This is a genomic window from Haloferax marisrubri, assembly GCF_001469875.2.
In the GTDB taxonomy this organism is placed as follows: domain Archaea; phylum Halobacteriota; class Halobacteria; order Halobacteriales; family Haloferacaceae; genus Haloferax; species Haloferax marisrubri.
Window position 1 is genome coordinate 310,561 of sequence record NZ_LOPW02000017.1, and the last position, 19,038, is coordinate 329,598.

Genomic DNA, 19,038 nt, shown 5'->3' on the forward strand with positions numbered 1-19,038 from the left:
GAGAACGCACGCCGCCGATAGCCCCTCCTCGCCGCCGCGTCGGCTCAGCCGACGAACTCGGCGTCGGACAGCGTCTTTTGTACCGCTTCTTCGCCCACAGCCGCCGCCAGCGCCTCGAAGCCGGCGCGCTCGGCGCGGTCGCGGGCGTTCGCCACCAGCCGCGAGACGATGAACTCCGGCGTGGACTTGCCGACCGTCCCGAACCGCGGCTGGTAGTCCACGCGCAGTTCCAACTCGTCGGTCAGGCCCTCGGCGAAGATGCCGTCGATGCGCGCCTCCGGCGGGAGCGGGCTCAGTTCGTCCGCGAGGTGCGTGACGTAGACGCCGAAGGCGTCGCGCTCGACGGTGAGGTTCACGAGGCCGTTGAGCAGGTCGGCCGCGCGGCCCGGTTCGGTGATGGCCTCGAACTCGTCGACGAGCATCAGCGTCCGCCCGTCGCCCGACAGCGGCGGGACGATTGACTTGAGCGTCGATTCGAGGACGCCCGCGTTGAAGCTCGCGTGCCGGCGGTGGAACACGACGGAGTCGAACCGGCCGACGACCGCCGACTCGGCGGGGACCGGAAGCCCCATCGACGCGAGGATGGCGACCTGCGAGAGCGTCTCCAGCAGGGTCGTCTTCCCGCCGCTGTTTGCCCCGGTGAGGACCGACACGCGGTCGCCGACCGGCGGCGTCGGCCCCGACGCGCACGCGAGTTCGTGGTCGCCGACGGCGTAGGAGACGGGTTGTGGGTCGTCGATGAAGAGGTTGCGCGCGCCGCAGACCGCGAGCCCCGTCTCGGCGATGTCCGGCGGCGTCAGGTCGTACTCGTCGGCGAACCGCGCGAGCGACAGCGACAGCGCGACCTCGTCGACGGCCTCGACCGCGAGGTCCACGTCGTCGCGGGCGGCCCAGATGCGGTCGCGTAGCTCCTCGGCGACGGTCTCCTCGCGGGCGTCGGCGTCGGCTTCGAGGTCCTCGACGAGCGCCCGGAGCGACGCGCTCACGAAGTCGGTCGCGTCGCGGGCGTCCTCGGCGGCGACCGCCTCGACCTCGCCGCGCGAGAGGGCGGTCTCCTGAGCGACGTACTGGACGAACGCGGCGCGGAAGTCGTCCAACGAGCGGACGCCCCGCGACTGGATGGTTTCGAGCACGTCGAACGAGCCGGATTGGAGTTCCTTCGCGGTGTCGAGCCGGCTCCGCAGGCTGTCGAGGCGGTCGTCGGCACCCGCGGCGACCGAGCCGTCCTTATCGACGTAGCCGAGCGCGCCGAGCGCGTCGCGGAGGGCGTCCGGGTCTGCCTCCTCCAGCGCGTCGAACGGCTCGCCGCGGAGTCCGGCCTCCCTGAGTTCGAGCGCGGCGCGGACCGCGGCGCGCTCGGTCTCGCCGGCCTCGTCGTACTCGCGGAACGCCTCCTCGACGGCGTCGCGGGCGTCGTCGTCGAGGTCGGCCCACGCCTCCCGCGCCGAGAGGATGCGGTCGAGGCGGTCGCGCCGGGACTCGACGGTCGGAAGCGGCGTCAGGACGCGGATGCGGTCGGCGGCGTGTTCGGTCAGCGCGCGGTCGCTCGCCAGCGACAGCAGGTCGTCGTACACGTTCCGGGCGTCGCGGGTCGCCAGCGCGTCGATACCGGCCTGCCCGTCGGCGCGGCGAAGGATGCGAACCGCCCGCCCGCGGGTGACGCCGGCGTCGACGAGCGCCCGCACGTCGGCCGACTCGATGGCGGCGACCGCCCCCTCCCTGCCGAGAGCCGATTCCAGTCGGTCCGAGGTTTTCGGACCGACGCCCCAGTAGTCTTCGAGTCGCATACCGGGGGCGTCTCACCGGGCGCTCTTAGGTCCACCCGTCGGCCGGTGCCGCCGCTGTTCGAGGGGTGGTCTGCAAAGAAAAGATCAGTGTGACGTAACGCGCTGGTCGGCGTCGGTGTCGGCCGCCTCGTCGGTCCGAAGCAGGTGTCGGCCGGGCACCGCGTCCGCGTCGCGGTCGAGGTCGCGCGCCGCGCAGACCGCGAGCACGGTCATGAGCGTTCGGACGGCGCGCTCGTGGTCGGCACGGCAGTCCCGGAGGGCCATCGGGCCGATTCCCAGTTGGTGGTACGGTTCGAGGTCGGCGCTCGTGAGCACGCCGCGGTCGCGGTAGTCGCTGGCGATCTCCACGAGGAGTGTGTGCACGTGGATGAGTTCGTTTTTCTTCATAGGTTGCACGTATGTGCTCATCGGGCGTAAATGGCGCGGTGAAGCGTCCTTTTGGTCTTGTATCTGCCTCGGCTAGAAATGAATGTATGCGTCAGGAACACGAACGAAACACCCGCGGCTCGTCGGTCGATTTCGCGGAAAGGGAGTTGGGGTTTGGGCAGGGACACGTCCCCTAGGCGGAGTGAGGGGGGGGTTGTCGTATTCCGCCGTGGGGGCGTGCGGGCACGACGAGTGACCCGGGCAGGTCACTGTGGCCATATAATCGAATGGAACGGTCAGTAGTAATTCACGGCCCTACGTGGTTAGGGACGACTCGGGCCGACCGAGAAACGCACAAGTCGGTGGGGGTTAGAGTCGGGGTATGCACGCACGGCGGGACGACGATTCACGGGGGGGCAGGTCGGATGACTGACGGGTCTCCGCAGTCGGCCGACGACCCGTCGGCGACCGAGCGCGAACTGCGCCAGCGGCTGGACATCCTCGCGACGTTCAACGAGGTCATCGCGGACGTGAACGAGACCATCGTCGACGCCGCCGGGCGCGCGGACATCGAACGACAGGTCTGCGAGCGACTCGTCCAGACCGACGAACTCCGGTTCGCGTGGGTCGGCGTCGTCGACGAGACGACGGGTGACGTGGAGCCGACCACGTGGGCCGGCGACGAGGACGGCTACCTCGACGAGATAGACGTGTCGGTGTCGGCGGCGCGTCCCGAGGGCAACGGCCCCGTCGGCCGCGCGGTCCGGTCGAACGCGGTGCAGGCGACCCACAGCATCGCCGACGAGCCAGCGTTCGGGCCGTTCCGCGAGCCGGCGCTCGAACGCGGCTACCGCTCGGCGGCGTCGGTGCCGCTCGTCTACGACGACACGCGCTACGGCGTGCTCACGATGTACGCCGAACACGAGCGGGCGTTCACCGCGGAGCTCGACGAGCCGATTTCGAACCTCGGCCACGCCGTCGCGCACGGCATCGACACCCACGTCCGACGGGAGCGCGAGCGCGAACTCGAACGCCGCGAGCAGGCGTTTTCGCGCATCGTCGAGGACATCGAGGAGTACGCGCTGTTCCGCCTCGACGCCTCGGGGCGCGTCGAGAGTTGGAACCGCGGCGCGGCGGCCATCAAGGGCTACGACGCGGAGGAGATACTCGGGAAGCACATCGAGACGTTCTACACCGACGAGGACGCCGAAGACGGCCTGCCCGAGCGTCTCCTCGGCCGAGCGCGGACCGAGGGGCGGGTCGAAAACGAGGGGTGGCGCGTCCGGGCCGACGGCACCCGATTCTGGGCGTCGGTCACCATCACCGCCCTGACCGACGACGCCGGCGAGGTCATCGGCTTCGCCAAGGTGACCCGCGACATGACCGAACGGAAGCGCCGCGAGCAACAGCTCGACGCGGTGTTCAACAGCACCTTCCAGTACATCGGACTGGTCGAGCCAGACGGCACGGTCCTCCGGGTGAACGACGCCGCGCTCGACCTCGTCGACGCCGACCGCGACGACGTGGTGGGGATGCGAGCGTGGGAGACGCCGTGGTGGCGCGGCGACGACGAGCGCATCGCCGACCTCCGGGCCGCTCTCGGCCGCGCGGCCGAGGGGGAGTTCGTCCGCTACGAGGTCGAAATCGAACGGGAGAACACCGACCGGCCGGTCGTCATCGACTTCTCCGTCACCCCGGTCCGCGACGGCGACGGCACGGTGTCGCTTCTGGTCCTCGAAGGCCACGACATCACCGCCCGCAAGGAGCGAGAGCGGGAGTTGCGCCGCGAACAGGAGCGACTGGAGTTCGTGAACCGCATCATCCGCCACAACCTCCTCAACGGGCTGAACGTGGTCGGCGCGCGGGCGGACATCGTCGAGGACTTCGTGGACGACGCGGGGCTGACCCACCTCGAAACGATACAGGGACGCGTCCGCGAGATGACCGAACTCGTCGGGACGATGCGGACGTTCATGAAAGTCATCGTCGAGCGCGAGTCCCACGAGTTCCGCCCGCGGCGAATCGACGAGGCGGTCGACCACGGCGTGGACTCGCTCCGCCGGGAGTCCGACGCCGCGAGCGTCGCCGTCGGGAGACTGCCGGACATCTCGGTCGTCGCCGACGACCTGCTGGACGAGGTCGTCGAACACCTGCTGAAGAACGCCGTCCAGCACAACGACAAGCCGAACCCGACGGTCGAAGTCGAGGTGGCCGCCGGCGACGACGTGGTCGAACTCCGCGTCTCCGACAACGGGCCGGGCGTTCCCGACGAGGAGAAACACCGCATCGTCGACCAGCGCATCGAGGACCTGTCGAACCCGGGCAACGGCTTCGGTCTGTTTCTAGTCCGCGAAATCGTCGAGAGCTACGGCGGGACGGTCGAAATCGAGGACAACGACCGCGGCGGAGCCACGTTCGTCATCACGCTCCCGCGGGCGTGAGTGCGGTCCGGGTTCCGCCCGCGCTCCGTTCGAGTTCTGCCCGCGCTCCGTTCGCGTTCTGCCCGCGTTCCGTCCGTGTTCTCCCCGCGGTCGGTCGGCGGTGACCCGACCGTCAGAGACGGCCGAATCGGGTCACTGAACCGCCTAAATTCCACCTGTTTCGATGGGCAGATATATTACTGTCCGCCGTTACTGTGTGTTCGATACGATGGTCACCGAACGCTCGGCGCGCGAGAGCCCCGAACAGCGGGCCGCCGAGCAGGTCGTCCTCGTGGTCGACGACGACGAGGACCTCGCAGACACCTGCCGGTACTGGCTTGACGGCGAGCGGTTCGCCGTCGAGACCGCCTACGGCGGTGAAGAAGCTCTCCACCGACTCGACGACGACGTCGACGTCGTCCTCCTCGACCGCCGGATGCCGAACGTCACGGGCGACGACGTGCTCGACGAGATTCGCGAGCGCGGCCTCGACTGCCGCGTGGCGATGATGACCGCGGTCGAACCCGACACCGACATCGTCGACATGCCGTTCGACGCCTACCTCGTCAAGCCCGTCTCGGAGGCGGAGGTCAAAGAGACGGTCGAGGAACTGCTCGTGCGCTCGGGGTTCGAGTCCGAGGTCCGCGAGTACTTCGCGCTCGAATCCACCGAGGCGGCGCTCGACAGCCGCGACGTAGAGGAACTCCGCGAACCGGAGGCGCTGGCCGACCTCCGGAGCCGACTGGAGGCGGTGCGGGCCGAACACGAGGCGGCGATTCGAAACCGCGAGGCGCAACTCGACCGCCTGAACCGGACCAACGAACTCCTCCGCGACATCGACCGGGCGCTCATCGACGCGCGGACCCGCGACGAAATCGAACAGACCGTCTGCGACACGGTCGCGAGCGCCCACGAGGCCGCCGTCGTCCTCAGGCGAACCGCCGCCGGCACGCTCCGGTGTACCGCGGCGGCGGGCCACGGCCTCGACCCCGCGAGTGTCGACCTCGACTTCGTCGACGAAGCGTTCGACATCGACGGGATGGTCGAAGACGGCTTCGTCTTCGAGGACATCTCCGAGGCGCACCGCGCGGCCGTGTTCGGCGACGACGCCGACGCCCTCGACACGGTCTCGGCGCTCTGTGTCGCCATCGACTACCGCGATACGATGTACGGCGCGCTCGTCGTCTACGACGAGACCGACGGCTTCGACGACGAGTCCGTGGGGCTGTTTTCCGACCTCGGCGCGACCGTCGGCAACGGCATCAACGCGACCCAGAGCAAACAACTGCTCAACGGCGACAGCGTCGTCGAACTGGAGTTTCAGGTCGGCTGCGACGCCGGCGTACTCGCCCGGCTCTCGGCGACGCTCGACTGCCGGCTCTCGCTCGACGGTGTCACCCGCGCCGGCGACGAACTCACCTGTTTCGTCAGCGTCGCCGACGCGTCGGGGAGCGACGTGGTCGCGGCCGCAATCGACTCCGACGACGTCTCGCAGGCCCGCGTCGTCTCCGAGGGCGACGAGGAATCCGTCGTCGAACTCCGAACCGACGCCGAGGCGGTGCTTTCGACCGCCATCGACCACGGCGCGAGCGTGGAGCGGTTGACGCTCTCCGAGGGGAGCGGCAGTCTCGCGCTCCACGTCGCGGCCGACGCCGACCACGGCGCGCTCGTCGAGGCGGTGACGACTGCCGCCACCGGCGTCTCCGTCGTCGCCAAGCGCGAGGTCGAACGGTCCGTCCAGTCGCCCGACTCCTTCCGGCGGGCGCTCGATTCGAAGTTGACCGACCGGCAGCGGACGGTCCTCGAAACGTCGCTCGTCTCCGGCTACTTCGAGTGGCCCCGCGGAAGCACGGCCGAGGAGGTCGCCGACTCGCTCGGCATCTCACCGCCGACGCTCCACGAACACCTCCGGACGGCGGAGCGAAAGCTCATCGAGACGTACTTCGACGAGTTGAATCCCGCGCCGGCGGACGACTGAGGCGGGCGGTTACGGGCGGCCGAGAGGAGATTAATCGAGGTTTGCTTCGGGCGCGTCGCCGACGAGTCGAGCGGCGGCGTCGAAGACGTCGCGTTTGGTGACTGGTTTCGTGAGCACGTCGTCAGCGGGGAGGTCGGCGAGTTCGTCGCCGGGCGTGGCGCTGAGCATGACGACACCGAACGACGCCGGGTCGACCCGGCGGTGGAGTTCTTCGAGGACGGACTCGCCGGAGAGACCGGGGAGGTTGCGGTCGAGGAAGACGAGGTCGACGTCGTCGTCGAACGCCTGGAGGGCCTCGCGCCCGGAGTAGGCGACTCGGACGTGGTAGCGGCGTTCGAGCCACAACGCGAGGCTATCGGCGAGGGCGGCCTCGTCGTCGACGAGGAGGACGGTCGGGGTGTCGGAGGGGTGGGTCTGTGTCATGGCTCGGACCGTGGCTACGTCGGTGTCGCGGGCGTGGTCGTTCGGACTCGGACGCAGTCGAGTGTGGTCGGGTGCCGGCCGGCGGCGGTCTCGCTCACGCGTCGTTCATGCGCTGGGACTGCGTGTTCCCACAGCGGGTACAGCGCGTGACACGGTAGGGCTCACGAGAGAATTCGCGGTTCTCGCGTTTCCGGCTCTCGGTCTTGATTTCGATGGAGACGTCGTGCGGCGTCCGCGACTCACACGACGTGCACTCTTCGACGAACTCGTTGTTTCGGGGACTGCTTTTACTCTTCGACATACGGGGGTCGTGGCAATAGCTATGGACCCTGTGCCGTTGAATACGGAACCTAATCGATTTGGGACCCGGACCAACCGAGGGCGGCGGCCGCTCGTCGGCCGAGAGAATTCACTCCGCGGGGACGATTTTCTCGTCGTACTTGTCGCGGAACTCCTGGATGAGCGTGCCCATCTGGGCGTACCAGTCGTTGAGCATGCGCTGCATGTCGTCTGCGACCTCGTTGGGGTCGGTCGGGTGGTAGACGTGGTAGTAGCCGCCGTGTTCGTAGTTCACCTGTTCCTTCTGGATGAGGCCCGCCTGCAGCAGGCGCTGGATGGAGCGGTAGGCGGTCGAGCGCTCCCGTTCGACCGCTTCGGCGACCTCGTCGACGGTCAGATGTTCGTCGGTCTCGACGAGCACCTCGAAACACCGCCGGTCGAGTTGCTTCAGTCCGTGGAGACACTCGAGGAGCCCCTCGCACTCCATGTCCGATTGCAGGTATTCGACCATCGAGCTAGCCATTATCGGTTCGGGCTACGTGGTCAGCCCTCAAAAGGGTTTGTATAGTTTGCACAACACCAGGGGAGAAACGGCGGCCCGGTGTCGCGGATTCGCGTTCGATGCGAGTGCGGTTCGCGTGCGAGTCGTCGCCGTCAGTCGGCGGTCGAACTCCCGGCGGCGGAGGGCGCGCGCATGGACTTGACGGCGCTGTAGAGCACCGCGCCGGAGACCATGAGCGCCGACCCGAGGATGAGCGCGAGACTGACGTAGTCGAGGACGCCCATGCCGAGGTAGTTCCCGGCCTGCCGCACGGCGACCGCGAGCGCGCCGAGGAGCAGCATCAGGCCGAAGTAAATCTTGATTTCGTCCTCGTTGACGATGGAGGTCGCGGCGGAGCCGACGCGCGCGCCGAGCGCCGAGCCGGCGAGGAGCGGCGCGACGATAGAGAGGTCGACGCCGCCGGACTGCGCGTAGAGGAACGAGCCGATACCGCCCGAGAACATGATTTCGAACAGGTCGGTCCCGACCGCGATGGGCACCGGGACACCGATGAGGTAGAACAGCGCGGGCATGCGGATGAAGCCGCCGCCGACGCCGAGGAAGCCCGAGAGGAGCCCCGTGGCGAACGCGACCAGGAGAATCATCCACAGCGAGACCTTGACGCCGCCGCGAAGCGTTATCATCGGCGGGAGCGAGTAGCTCTGAATCTTCTTCGCCAGCTCGGGGATGTCGTCGGCGTCGATGTCGGCGTCGCCGTCTACGTCGTGGCTGACGCCGCCGCCGTCGCCGCCCTTCAGCGCCTCGTAGGTGACGAACAGCCCGATTCCGCCGAGCAAGAGCACGTACGTGACGCTGATGATGTTACCGGCGAGCCCGAGTTCTTCGAGGTAGAGGACGATTTCCTTCCCGACTTCGAGGCCGACCGTGGTCCCGATAATCATCGAGATACCGAGTTTGTAGTCGACCTGCCCGAGGTCGCGGTGCTTCAGCGTCGCAATGACGGAGGTCCCGAAGACGAACGCGAGGCCGGAGCCGACGGCCACGCGCGAGGGATAGCCCATGACGAGGAGCGCGGGCGTCACGAGGAACGACCCACCCATGCCGAAGAAGCCGAACAGAACGCCGATGAGGACGCCGAACGCGACGAAGAGCGCCAGCATCCCGGCCGACATGCCGAATAGCTCGAACACGCTCACTCACCACCGATGGCCTTGCGAACGGTCGGTCCGAGCGCGGCGGTCAGCGCGCCGTAGCCGACGTACAGCACCATCGCCTCGACGAGAACGACGCCGACGAGCGCGGCGGCCTGTGCGTTCCCGCTCAACGTCTCGATTCCGAACATCTTACCAGCACCCCTCGGGGCGCTCAGAGTGTATTGCACGCATCATACTTTCTTGTACATGGCTGGCTAACCGGAGTGAGGATATAACGCTTTTGGGAATACTGTGCAAGACCATATCGCGATTGCATATACATAAGTTATAGAAAGACCATAGAAATACCACTCAGTCGGACCATATTTTGTATCACACGACATTACGAACATATTTCTCCGCTATCTATGACAAAATAGGTGTTTGCTTATTGTGCAATACTATATCGGAGCACAACACCCCAGAGGAATCGCGGTCGAGAGTCGCTCACAACGGCGTTCGCGGGGATCTACGGCGACCGCCGAACGACCCGCTCTCGGCGGAAACGGGCACCGGCGCTCGACAGCGCGCGTGAGTCATCGGCCGATTCGACAGTCCTCCAGAGCGGGGCGACGGGCGCTCCGTCGCCGTCGCTCTGCGGTCGAGAGACGAAGCAGGAAAGAACGAAATCCGATTCGGCGGGGGGCTCAGTCGGCGGAGGTGCCGGTCGCGGCGCTCTCGGCGCGGCGGGCGCGCCAGAGCCCCTGCAGGTACGCACCGACGAACATCCCGCCGATAGCGATGAGGATGGGGTAGTTGCCGACGCCGAGGCTGGCGTAGGCCGCGCCGGGACAGATGCCGGAGATACCCCAGCCGGCGCCGAAGACGACCCCGCCGACGACGACGTTCTTGTCGAACGACTTCAGGCGGCGGCCGTAGTCGCGCCCGGTGAGGGGCGCGCGGTCGCCGAACGCCTCGGCGAGCGCGAAGACGGTTCCGGTGACGACGGCGGCCCCGCCCATCACGAAGACGAGGCCGAAGTCGTCGAACTGGAGGAAGTCGATGACGACCTCCGGTCGGGCCATGTTGCTGACGGCGAGGCCGAACCCGAATATCAGGCCGCCCGCGATGACGACCAGCATGAACCCGAGTCCGCGTTCGTCGCTCACGGCGACACCCCCAGCGCGCTCAGGAGCTGTGCGACCCCGATGGCGACGAGCATGAACGTGGCGACGTTGACGAGCGAGGTCCGCGAGCGCGAGCCGACGCCGCAGACCCCGTGGCCGGACGTACAGCCCTTCCCGATGCGGGTGCCGACGCCGACGAGCACGCCGCCGACGGCGAAGCGCCACGGTTGCACGTCGGAGACCCACCAGCCGTCGCCGAACAGGACGGTGTAGAGCGCGGCCCCGGCGACGATGCTCAGGGTGAACACGACCCGCCAGTCCCGCGAGGCGACGTACTTCGCCTTGTTGAACCGCGGGAGGTCGGAGACGTACGACAGCGTCGATTCGAGGAAGGTGCTCGCGCCGGCGATGATGCCCGTCCCGAGGTAGATGACGGCGGTCCCGAGTCCGATGAGGAGGCCGCCGAGCGCGTAGTGCGCGATACCGTTCGGGAAGAGCCCCTCGACGAGGAGCGGCGTCAGACCAGACATTTAGTTCGTCAGGGCTTCGTTGCTGGCCGCGCAGTTGTTCGGCCCGAGTTCGAGCTCGAAGGCGCGGTCGTCGTCCGACTCCTGCACGCCGAGGTTCGTCTCGATGATGTCGATGTAGTTGGCTGGCCGCGGCGGCATGTCCGAGAGGATGAACTCCACGAACTCGTCTTTGGGCATCGAAAGTGCGTCCATCGTGTCCTTCAGTTCCCCGAGCGTGGCGGTGTAACTGCCGTCGTCGGCGGGGATTGCCGCGTCGCTGAAGTGCGCGGAGGCCACGATGGCGTCGTCGTCGTGCGAGAGGACGCGCTCCTGCAGGGAGTCGTAGAGCATTCCGGCCGCGTCGGGCGCGCCCTCGTCGCCGTCTTCGAGGTCGGGGCGGGCGACCGACTCGATGAACAGGCCGTCACCCGTGAACAGCACGTTGTCGACCTTGTAGGTCGTCATGCCGGTCGTGTGGCCGGGCGTGTGGATGGCCTCGATATCGGTGTCGCCGACGGTGAGCGTCTCGCCGTCCGCGATGGTCTCGTAGGGCGTGTCGTAGTCGACGCCGCGGGCTTCGGCGTCCTCGGGGATGACGCCCGTGACGCCGTGGTCTTCGACCAGCGTGCGGACCCCGCTGATGTGGTCGGCGTGGATGTGCGTGTCGATGGCGTACTTCAGTTCCGCGCCGAGCGCTTTCGCGTCGGCGACGTACTCGTCGGCGAAGTAGCGAAGCGGGTCGACGACGGCGGCCTCGTCGCCGTCGACGACGAGGTACGCCAGACAGCCGCTGGAGGGGCGCTGATACTGCGCGACGAGCGCGTCGCCGTCGGTCTCCAGTTCGGTGTACTCGTAGATGCTCGCCCAGCCGTTCATGCCGCGTTCGAGCGCCACGGCGTCGTAGCCCTCCTGAATCAGGAGCCCGGCGACGTACTCCGAGGAGTGGCCCTTCGCACAGAGGACGACGAACTCCTCGTCCTCGGGCAGGTCCTCGAACAGCGACTCGTCGAGCTCCTCGTCGAGGAACTCGAAGTAAGGGATGTTGACGTGCGAAACGTTCTCGCCGTCGATGCGCCAGTCCTCGTGTTCCGACGGCACGCGGTTGTCGAGGATGGTGAGCGACTCGCCCTCGTCGATGCGAGATTTGAGCGTCTCGGGTTCGATGACTGGCACGTCGACTTCGAGTTCCGGCAGGTCTGGAACGGTCATGTATGCATCACCCACTATCGGGTGGTTCGACTTAAGCTTTCGGATGGTAGTTTGGAATCCGTGCAATACTCAATCGAGGGGTGTTGGCGGATTCTAGTGCGATTTCGCACTCACGCGGGCGTATAATGGCTCTATATGGACTTATATGGCCGATTACCGCACATATCGTCTCTGAACATAGGTATTGTGTAGTCTGCCCAAGAACCGACACACTTTTACGAAGCACCACTATATTGTGGAATACACCCAACACAGGTGACTTCGAAAATGAGTACATACGAACCCACCGAGACCCTCGACGTGAAAGGACTGTCCTGCCCGATGCCCGTCGTCAAGACCCGCGGCGCGGTCGACGACCTCGAAAGCGGCGGGATTCTGCAGGTCGTCGCGACCGACTCCGGCAGTATGAGCGACCTGAAGGGCTGGGCCGACTCCACCGACGGCGTCTCCATGCTCGAACAGGAAGAGGCCGAGGAAGACGGCGACGCGGTCTTCCGCCACTTCATCCAGAAGGAATGAGCTCGGACGCCGACGCGCCCGTCGACGCGGGAGCCGCCTCCGTCGAAGACCTCAGAGCGCAGGTCCAAGCCCTGCAGGAAGAGGTCTCCGACCTCCGGGAGGCGACCGACGACGACGGACAGAAGTCGATGACCATCATCGCGACCAAAGGCACCCTCGACATGGCGTACCCGCCGCTCATCCTCGCCAGCACGGCGGCCGCCTTCGGCTGGGACGTCGTGGTCTTCCACACGTTCTGGGGACTCGACATCCTCCACGAGAAGAAGTCGAAGAACCTGAAGCTCAGCGCGGTCGGCAACCCGAGCATGCCGATGCCGAACGCCGTGGCCGCGTTGCCGTTCATGGACAACGTCGCCACGAGCATGATGGAAAAGAAGATTCAGGAAAACGGGACCGCGACCGTCGAGGAACTCATCGAGACCTCCCTCGACATGGGCGTGGACCTCCAGGCCTGCCAGATGACCATCGAACTGATGGGCTACGACGAAGCCGAGTTCTACGACGGCGTCACCACCGGCGTCGGCGCGGCGACGGCCCTCCAGCACATGGCCGACGCCGACGTGCAACTCATGATTTAGGCCGGGGCGTCGTCTCCACCAGCCATCCAATCCCCCCACCAACCCCACCCCATCCCACCCCACCATCCCTGCGGTTCCCTTTTCACCGTTTTTCCGACGCGACGAGAGCGGTGGCTGTCGCCCGTTTGAGGTGCGTCCGGAAAATCAGCGCCCGACGAGCGCGCCGTCCGCCCGACTCAGACGTTCCAGCCGTCGCCGAACGACTCGAACCGGTCGAGGTCGTGGCCGAACAGCACGTCGCCGCCGGTCCGGCGTTCGAGTTCCTTCACTTTCTGGAGGCTCTCGAACCAGTCGCGCTCGCTCCAGAGCAGGCCGGGACCGAGCGGTATCTCGTCGGCGTAGTTGCCCTCGACGTAGCACTCGTCGCCCGCGACGAGCACGTCGCCGTCGGGCGTCTCGATGTGCGCGCCCAGCACGCCAGGGGTGTGGCCCGGCAGGTGAATGAGTCGGAAGCCGTCGAACAGCGTGTGTTCGTCGCCGTGGACGACGTTCCAGTTCAGGTCGTGGTCGAAGTCCGACGCGAGGTACGCGATGGAGCCCTCGGTCGTCTTCGCCGAGTAGTACGCGAACTTCAGTTCCTCCTCGTGGACGTAAATCGGGATGTCAGTGCCCGCGAACTCCGCGAGACCGCCGGCGTGGTCGAGGTGCAGGTGGCTCATCACCACCGCGTCGATGTCGGCGATGTCGTAGCCGACCGCGTCGAGGTCGCCTTCGAGCGTGTGCTCCGCGGCGTCGACGTACTCGAACGCCTCGTACAGCGGGGCGGGCCAGTAGCCGTCGCCCGCCGCGGGATTCGCGCCGGTGTCCCACAGCACCGTCCGGTCGGGGCCGTCGATGACGGCGTTCCAGACCACGAACTCGGCCGTTTCGTGGTCCGGGCTCCGGTTCGACGCGCTCCCCATGGTGTAGCCGTCGAGGACGTACCCCATGTCCGTGAGAACGCGACCGCGGTCGACCAGGTGGACGCTGATGTCAGCCATACGCCGGGATTAGGACGGAGCGGACATAACCGTTCAGGCAGTCAATATATCTCCGTCGGGCACTAGAGATACGCGTCGTTTCGGCCCGCACGGAGTCGCGACTGAAGCAATGTGAACGGGTCCGACGCCGCGAAAACGGGAATCGAGCCGGGACGGCCGACTACTCGCCGGGACCGACTTCCTCGAACGGTTGGACGATGACGAAGCCGCCCTCGCCCGCGAATTCGAGCTGGTAGGACTCGCCCGACGAGCGGCCGAGCAGGCCCTTGATGTTGATGTCGCGGTTCGAGGACGGCGAGACGTTCCCGCTCCACGCGACGGTCGCGTTGGGGTCGGTCTTGGCCGGCGTCTGGAGGACGATGGGTTCGCCGTGGGTCGTGACGGCGACGTGGCCGGGGCCTTCGAGGAAGACGTTGAACAGGCCGCCCGAGGAGGTGCCGGCGATGCTCGTCAGCATCTTGATGTCCCAGTTCACGCTCGATTCGAACGCGAGCACGTCGTTGCCGTTGACGCTCAATTCCTCGCCCGCGTCGAGTTCGAGAATCTGGACCTCCTTGCCCTGGTCTGCGAGGTAGAGGTGGCCGGTGCCGGTCGCCTGCATCATGACGTCGCCCTCGCCCGTGGCCTTCTTCTTGAGCATCCCCTTCAGGCCGCCGGCGGACTTGCGCTCGAAGGAGATGTCGCCGGTGTAGCCGACCATCGACCCGGCTTTGGCCATGACGTTCCCGTCGAGGGCCACGTCGAGGAGCTTCGAGTTTTCGAGTTCGAAGGAGTCGCCGCCTTCGGACGGTGCGTGCGCGCTGACGAATTCGTCTAAATCCATTGAGTCACCGAGTCGCGGCCGAGAACGACTCTACCGGAGAGGCGACTGTCAGGGATATAGTTCTATTTGCCGCGGGAACTCGAAACGCGGAGCGACGACCGAAAGGCGCCCAGCGCGCTCAGTCCCGTCGGCTTCGGTGGCCGGGGTTCCACTCGGCGTCGAGCGCCTCGTGGGTGAAGGGGACGGCGTCCTCGCCGGCGTAGGTGGCGACCAACTGGCCGTCGCCTTCGAGGTAGTACTTGTAGGTCGTCAGGCCTTCGAGGCCGACCGGGCCGCGGGCGTGAATCTTGCCCGTCGAGATGCCCACCTCGGCACCGAGGCCGTAGCGGTAGCCGTCGGCGAACCGGGTCGAGGCGTTGTGGAAGACGCTGGCGGCGTCGACGCCGGTCATGAACGTCTCGGCGCGCTCGGCGTCGTCGGTGACGATGGATTCGGTGTGCTTCGACCCGTGGGCGTTGATGTGGTCCACCGCGTCGTACAGGTCCGAGACGACCTTGACGGAGAGTTCGAGGTCGCCGTACTCGGTGTCCCAGTCGTCGTCGGTCGTGGGGTCGATATCGACGTGCTCGCGGGTCGCCTCGTCGCCCCGGAGGACGACGCCCTCGTCGCGGTAGCGCTCGACGACCGCCGGCAGGAAGTCGGCCGCGACGGACTCGTCGACTAAGAGCGTCTCGACGGCGTTGCAGACCGCGGGGTACTGCACCTTCGCGTCGAGGGCGATGTCCGCGGCCATGTCGAGGTCGGCCGCCTCGTCGACGTAGACGTGGCAGATGCCTTCCGTGTGGCCGAGGACGGGAATCTGGGTGTTGTCCTGGATGTAGCTGACGAACTCCGAGGAGCCGCGGGGCATCACGAGGTCCACCATGTCGTCGAGTTCGAGCAGGCGGTCGACCTCCTCGTGAGCCTCGATGAGCGTCGCCCAGCCGTCGGGGAGCTCCTCGGTGGCGGACAGAATCATCTCGTACAGCACGCGGTTCGACTCGCTCGCCTCGCTGCCGCCCTTGAGGATGACGGCGTTGCCGGACTTCAGCGCCAGCGCGGCGATTTGGACGAGCGCGTCGGGCCGCGACTCGAAGATGGTCGCGACGACGCCGATGGGGACAGAGAGCTTGTAGAGTTCGAGGTCCTCGTCCAGTTCTCTCGCCTCCAGCGTCTCGCCGAGCGGGTCGTCCTGTTCGGCGACGGACTCGACCATCCCGGCGATGTCGTCGAGTTTCGCCTCGTCGAGTTTGAGGCGGTCCACGAGCGCCTGCGTGTACTCGCCCTCCGCGAGCATCGCCTCGGCCTCCTCGACGTCCTCGCGGTTGGCCGCGAGAATCGCCTCGCTGTTGTCGCGGATGGCGTCCGCGATGGCTCCGAGCGCGGCGTCGCGGTCGGCCTCCTCGACGTTGGCGAGGCGAAGCGCCGCCGACTGTGCCTGTTCGACCTGCGCGGTCGTGTCTCGCTCAGTCATCGAGTTCACCATCGAGGGGGAGGAACATTGTTCCCACCGATTCGCGCTCGGCTATCTTCGCCAGTACGTCGGGTTCGGTCGACTGCGCGATGACGGCGGGGATGCCGTACTCGGCGGCGTCGCGCGCGCCGCGGACCTTCGTCTGGATGCCGCCGAAGCCGCCGGTCGAACTCGCGGTGACGATGTCCTCCACGTCGCTGTAGTTGTCGCCGACGACCTCGATGCGCTCGGCGTCGGGGTCCTCCTTCGGGTTCCCGGTGTAGACGCCGCCCACGTCGGTGAGCGTCACGAGCAGGTCGACGCCGATGCCGACCGCGATGTTGGACGAAATCATGTCGTTGTCGCCGATTTGGAGTTCCTCCGTGGCGACCGCGTCGTTCTCGTTGATGATGGGCACGACGCCCCACTCCAGAAGCGTCTCGACCGTGTTCCGGAAGTTGGTGAACCGTTCGGGATTCTCCAGGTCGTGCTGGGTGATGAGTATCTGGGCGACCTTCCGGTCGTAGCGCTCGAAGCTCTCGGTGTAGCGGTGCATGAGCAGGCTCTGGCCGACCGTCGACAGCGCCTGCGACGCTTCGAGGGTGTCGCGGTCCGCCGTGGGGTGGTCGAGGCGACCGATGCCGGCACCGACCGCGCCCGAGGAGACGAGAAGCACCTCCTTGCCGCGCGAGAGGAGCGATTCGATGTCGTCGACGAGCTTGTCGAGTTTGTCGTCGTCGAGGTTGGAGTCGTCGTCGGTCAGCGAGTTGGTGCCGGCCTTGACGATGACGCGGTCCGCCTCGGCGGCGTCGTCGCGGGCGGCGGCGACCGCGTCGGGGTCGGGGTCGGGGACTTCGGCCGTCCCGGTCGCCTCGCTCGTCTCGCTCAGTTCACTCATCGGCGAAGTCCTCCGCGAGCTCCTTCGACCGGCGCTCGGCCGCGACGACGGCCTCGGTGACGGCCTCGTCGGCGGTGCTGTCCCAGAGGACCTCCATTCCCTCGATGGTCGTCCCGTTCGGCGAGCAGACCGCGTCGATGAGTTCGTCGGCGGTGCGGTCGTCCTGCACGACGGTCTCGGCCGCGCCCTTGAACGTCTGGGCAGCGAGGATTTCGGCGTCTTCCTCGGAGAGTCCGCCCGCGACGCCGGCCTGCGTGACGGCCTCGATGAGATAGAAGACGAAGGCCGGGCCGCTGCCGTTGACCGCGGTTGCGATGTCCATCTGCGATTCTTCAACCTCGACGAACTCTCCCACGTCCGAGAGGAGCTCGCGGACCTCGTCGGTCAGGTCGCCGGTCGCCGCCGCGGCCATGTCGCGGGTCTCGGCGGCGAGGTTCGGCATGATGCGGACGACGCGGGCGTCGGTGCGCGCCTCGACGAACGAGGTCGGGACGCCCGCGGCGATAGTGACGAGCGTCTGGTCGGGAGACAGGTCGAGTTCCGAGAGGACGGCCTCGACGATGTCGGGCTTGACCGCGACGAACACCACGTCGGCGTCGGCCGCGCGCGACACGTCGTCAGTCGTCTCGTCGCAGTAGTCGGCGACCGCGGCGAGGGCGTCGGGGTCGAGGTCGCAGGCGATGACGGAGTGGCCGCCCGCCTTCCAGAGACCGGTGAGAAGGGCGCTCCCCATGTTTCCACAGCCGATAACACTCGTGCGTACCATTGATGCTGAGTCAAGGTACGACGTTCAAATAGTAACTGCGTTCCGGTCAAGCGATGCCAAACCGGAAAACGAGTTGTCAGTTCTGTGGGCCGCGACGGGGCCGCCTTACAGCGCGCCCTGCCGGTAGATGAGGTTGCGCTGAATCTCGTTCGCGCCCTCGTAGATGACCGGGATGCGCACGTCGCGGTAGACCCGCGAAATCTTGTACTCGTTGAGGACCGACCGGCCGCCGTGAAGTTGCATGCCGCGTTCGGCCACGTCGACCGCCGTCTCGGTCGATTTCGTCTTGGCGGCGGCCGCCCAGAAGCCGGCGTCCTCGTTGTTTTCGACCTTTTCCGCGGCACGCCAGTTGAGCGCGCGGGCCGCCTCGAACTCCATGCGCATGTCGGCGAGGATGTGCTGGACCGCCTGGAACTCCGAGACGTTGCGGCCGAACGCCTGTCGGTCGTGGACGAACTCCCAGGCCTCCTCGATGGCGGCGGCGGCGAGGCCGAGGCTGTGGCCGCCGACGATGATGCGGCCGTGGTTGAAGAAGTCCGCGAGCATGTAGAAGCCGCCGCCCTCGGTGCCGATGAGGTTCTCCTCGGGCACCTCGCAGTCGTCGAAGACGATGTGGCCCTGCTTGGACGCGCGCATGCCCATCTTCTCGGGGATGTGCTCGGCCTCGTAGCCGGGCGTGTCCGTCGGCACGATGAACATCGAGTAGTTCGAGTAGCGGTCGTCGGTGTCGGCGGTCTTGGCGTACACCGTCAGCCAGTCGGCCTCGACGGCGTTACCGACCCAGTACTTCTCGCCGTTGAGGACGTAGCCGTCGTCGGTCTTCTCCGCGGTCGTCTCCATGCCGGCCATGTCGGAACCGGTCTGCGGTTCGGAGACCGCGAGCCCCGAAATCTGGTCGTTTTCGGCGACCGGTCGGAGCCACTTCTCCTTCTGTTCTTCGCTGCCGTAGTCCTCCATAATCTCGCACCCGAACGAGGCGAGTTGGAGCGTCAGCGCGATGCCGGCGTCGGCGCGGTAGAACTCCTCGGAGATGGCGAGAATCTGCTGGAGGTCGAAGCCCTTCCCGCCGTACTCCTCGGAGATGTCCTGCGCGACGAGCCCCGCGTCCATCCCCGCCTGGAGGACCTCGTGGGGATACTCGCCGGACTCGTAGTATTCCTCCGCGACCGGTTCGATGTGCTCTTCGGCGAACTCCCGAGCCTCCTGCTTGAGGTCGCGGGCGTGTTCGGGCACGATGGAGTCGTCGAGAAGTTCCATACCACGCCATAGGATTGTACAGTAAAAATAGTGTATGGAACCAGTATAAACT

20 protein-coding genes are annotated in these 19,038 nt (G+C 66.8%); 4 read left to right on the top strand and 16 right to left on the bottom strand.

What is annotated here, in order from left to right; translation table 11 throughout:
• Positions 1–44 precede the first annotated feature (44 nt).
• Entirely contained in the window at positions 45–1,787 is a 1,743-nt protein-coding gene (locus AUR65_RS13795; protein WP_058567414.1) for a DNA mismatch repair protein, read from the bottom strand.
• An 84-nt stretch (positions 1,788–1,871) separates the two neighbouring features.
• Positions 1,872–2,174, bottom strand: a complete 303-nt coding sequence (locus AUR65_RS13800) for a UPF0058 family protein (RefSeq protein WP_058567415.1) — start codon at positions 2,172–2,174, stop codon at positions 1,872–1,874.
• 404 nt (positions 2,175–2,578) lie between these two features.
• On the opposite strand from AUR65_RS13800, the gene AUR65_RS13805 reads away from it, so the two are divergent.
• Together AUR65_RS13805 and AUR65_RS13810 are read left to right on the top strand one after the other, a co-directional pair.
• On the top strand, positions 2,579–4,594 hold the full coding sequence (locus tag AUR65_RS13805; RefSeq protein WP_058567416.1) for a sensor histidine kinase: 2,016 nt from the start codon (positions 2,579–2,581) through the stop codon (positions 4,592–4,594).
• Between the two features lie 208 nt (positions 4,595–4,802).
• Positions 4,803–6,551: a bacterio-opsin activator domain-containing protein gene (locus tag AUR65_RS13810; protein ID WP_058567417.1), complete on the top strand. Its 1,749-nt coding sequence runs from the start codon at positions 4,803–4,805 to the stop codon at positions 6,549–6,551.
• A 30-nt stretch (positions 6,552–6,581) separates the two neighbouring features.
• On the opposite strand, the gene AUR65_RS13815 is transcribed toward AUR65_RS13810, so the two are convergent.
• From AUR65_RS13815 to AUR65_RS13845, 8 genes are all read right to left on the bottom strand, one after another.
• Complete coding sequence (locus AUR65_RS13815; protein WP_058567418.1) at positions 6,582–6,974, bottom strand: response regulator transcription factor; 393 nt, start codon at positions 6,972–6,974, stop codon at positions 6,582–6,584.
• 94 nt (positions 6,975–7,068) lie between these two features.
• Positions 7,069–7,275, bottom strand: a complete 207-nt coding sequence (locus AUR65_RS13820; protein ID WP_058567419.1) for a DUF7835 family putative zinc beta-ribbon protein — start codon at positions 7,273–7,275, stop codon at positions 7,069–7,071.
• A gap of 108 nt (positions 7,276–7,383) precedes the next feature.
• Entirely contained in the window at positions 7,384–7,764 is a 381-nt protein-coding gene (locus AUR65_RS13825) for a helix-turn-helix domain-containing protein (protein WP_004977164.1), read from the bottom strand.
• 143 nt (positions 7,765–7,907) lie between these two features.
• The gene (locus tag AUR65_RS13830) at positions 7,908–8,927 is read right to left on the bottom strand and encodes a sulfite exporter TauE/SafE family protein (protein ID WP_058567563.1); all 1,020 of its coding nucleotides are present in this window, start codon (positions 8,925–8,927) and stop codon (positions 7,908–7,910) included.
• A 20-nt stretch (positions 8,928–8,947) separates the two neighbouring features.
• Positions 8,948–9,097: a DUF7512 family protein gene (locus AUR65_RS20050; RefSeq protein WP_199180608.1), complete on the bottom strand. Its 150-nt coding sequence runs from the start codon at positions 9,095–9,097 to the stop codon at positions 8,948–8,950.
• Between the two features lie 498 nt (positions 9,098–9,595).
• Complete coding sequence (locus AUR65_RS13835; protein ID WP_058567564.1) at positions 9,596–10,030, bottom strand: DUF6691 family protein; 435 nt, start codon at positions 10,028–10,030, stop codon at positions 9,596–9,598.
• A gap of 23 nt (positions 10,031–10,053) precedes the next feature.
• Positions 10,054–10,545, bottom strand: a complete 492-nt coding sequence (locus tag AUR65_RS13840) for a YeeE/YedE family protein (RefSeq protein WP_008093165.1) — start codon at positions 10,543–10,545, stop codon at positions 10,054–10,056.
• Positions 10,546–11,733 carry an MBL fold metallo-hydrolase gene (locus tag AUR65_RS13845; protein ID WP_058567420.1) on the bottom strand — a complete coding sequence of 396 codons (1,188 nt, stop codon included), beginning with the start codon at positions 11,731–11,733 and terminating at the stop codon, positions 10,546–10,548.
• A gap of 267 nt (positions 11,734–12,000) precedes the next feature.
• Here AUR65_RS13845 and AUR65_RS13850 point away from each other — a divergent pair, with 267 nt between their 5' ends.
• Positions 12,001–12,252: a sulfurtransferase TusA family protein gene (locus AUR65_RS13850; protein WP_058567421.1), complete on the top strand. Its 252-nt coding sequence runs from the start codon at positions 12,001–12,003 to the stop codon at positions 12,250–12,252.
• Complete coding sequence (locus AUR65_RS13855) at positions 12,249–12,830, top strand: DsrE/DsrF/DrsH-like family protein (RefSeq protein ID WP_058567422.1); 582 nt, start codon at positions 12,249–12,251, stop codon at positions 12,828–12,830. Before AUR65_RS13850 ends, AUR65_RS13855 begins: the two co-directional genes overlap by 4 nt.
• A gap of 176 nt (positions 12,831–13,006) precedes the next feature.
• On the opposite strand, the gene AUR65_RS13860 is transcribed toward AUR65_RS13855, so the two are convergent.
• The 6 genes from AUR65_RS13860 to AUR65_RS13885 all read right to left on the bottom strand — a co-directional run bounded on the left by AUR65_RS13860 (position 13,007) and on the right by AUR65_RS13885 (position 18,986).
• Entirely contained in the window at positions 13,007–13,810 is an 804-nt protein-coding gene (locus AUR65_RS13860; protein ID WP_058567423.1) for an N-acyl homoserine lactonase family protein, read from the bottom strand.
• Positions 13,811–13,970: 160 nt separating this feature from the next.
• Entirely contained in the window at positions 13,971–14,633 is a 663-nt protein-coding gene (locus AUR65_RS13865) for an AIM24 family protein (protein WP_058567424.1), read from the bottom strand.
• Positions 14,634–14,751: 118 nt separating this feature from the next.
• Positions 14,752–16,086: a glutamate-5-semialdehyde dehydrogenase gene (locus tag AUR65_RS13870; protein WP_058567425.1), complete on the bottom strand. Its 1,335-nt coding sequence runs from the start codon at positions 16,084–16,086 to the stop codon at positions 14,752–14,754.
• Positions 16,079–16,954 carry a glutamate 5-kinase gene (gene proB, locus AUR65_RS13875; protein WP_394337344.1) on the bottom strand — a complete coding sequence of 292 codons (876 nt, stop codon included), beginning with the start codon at positions 16,952–16,954 and terminating at the stop codon, positions 16,079–16,081. Before proB ends, AUR65_RS13870 begins: the two co-directional genes overlap by 8 nt.
• A gap of 1 nt (position 16,955) precedes the next feature.
• Entirely contained in the window at positions 16,956–17,729 is a 774-nt protein-coding gene (gene proC, locus AUR65_RS13880) for a pyrroline-5-carboxylate reductase (RefSeq protein WP_084816458.1), read from the bottom strand.
• 105 nt (positions 17,730–17,834) lie between these two features.
• Complete coding sequence (locus tag AUR65_RS13885) at positions 17,835–18,986, bottom strand: acyl-CoA dehydrogenase family protein (protein WP_058567428.1); 1,152 nt, start codon at positions 18,984–18,986, stop codon at positions 17,835–17,837.
• Between the last annotated feature and the right edge of the window lie 52 nt (positions 18,987–19,038).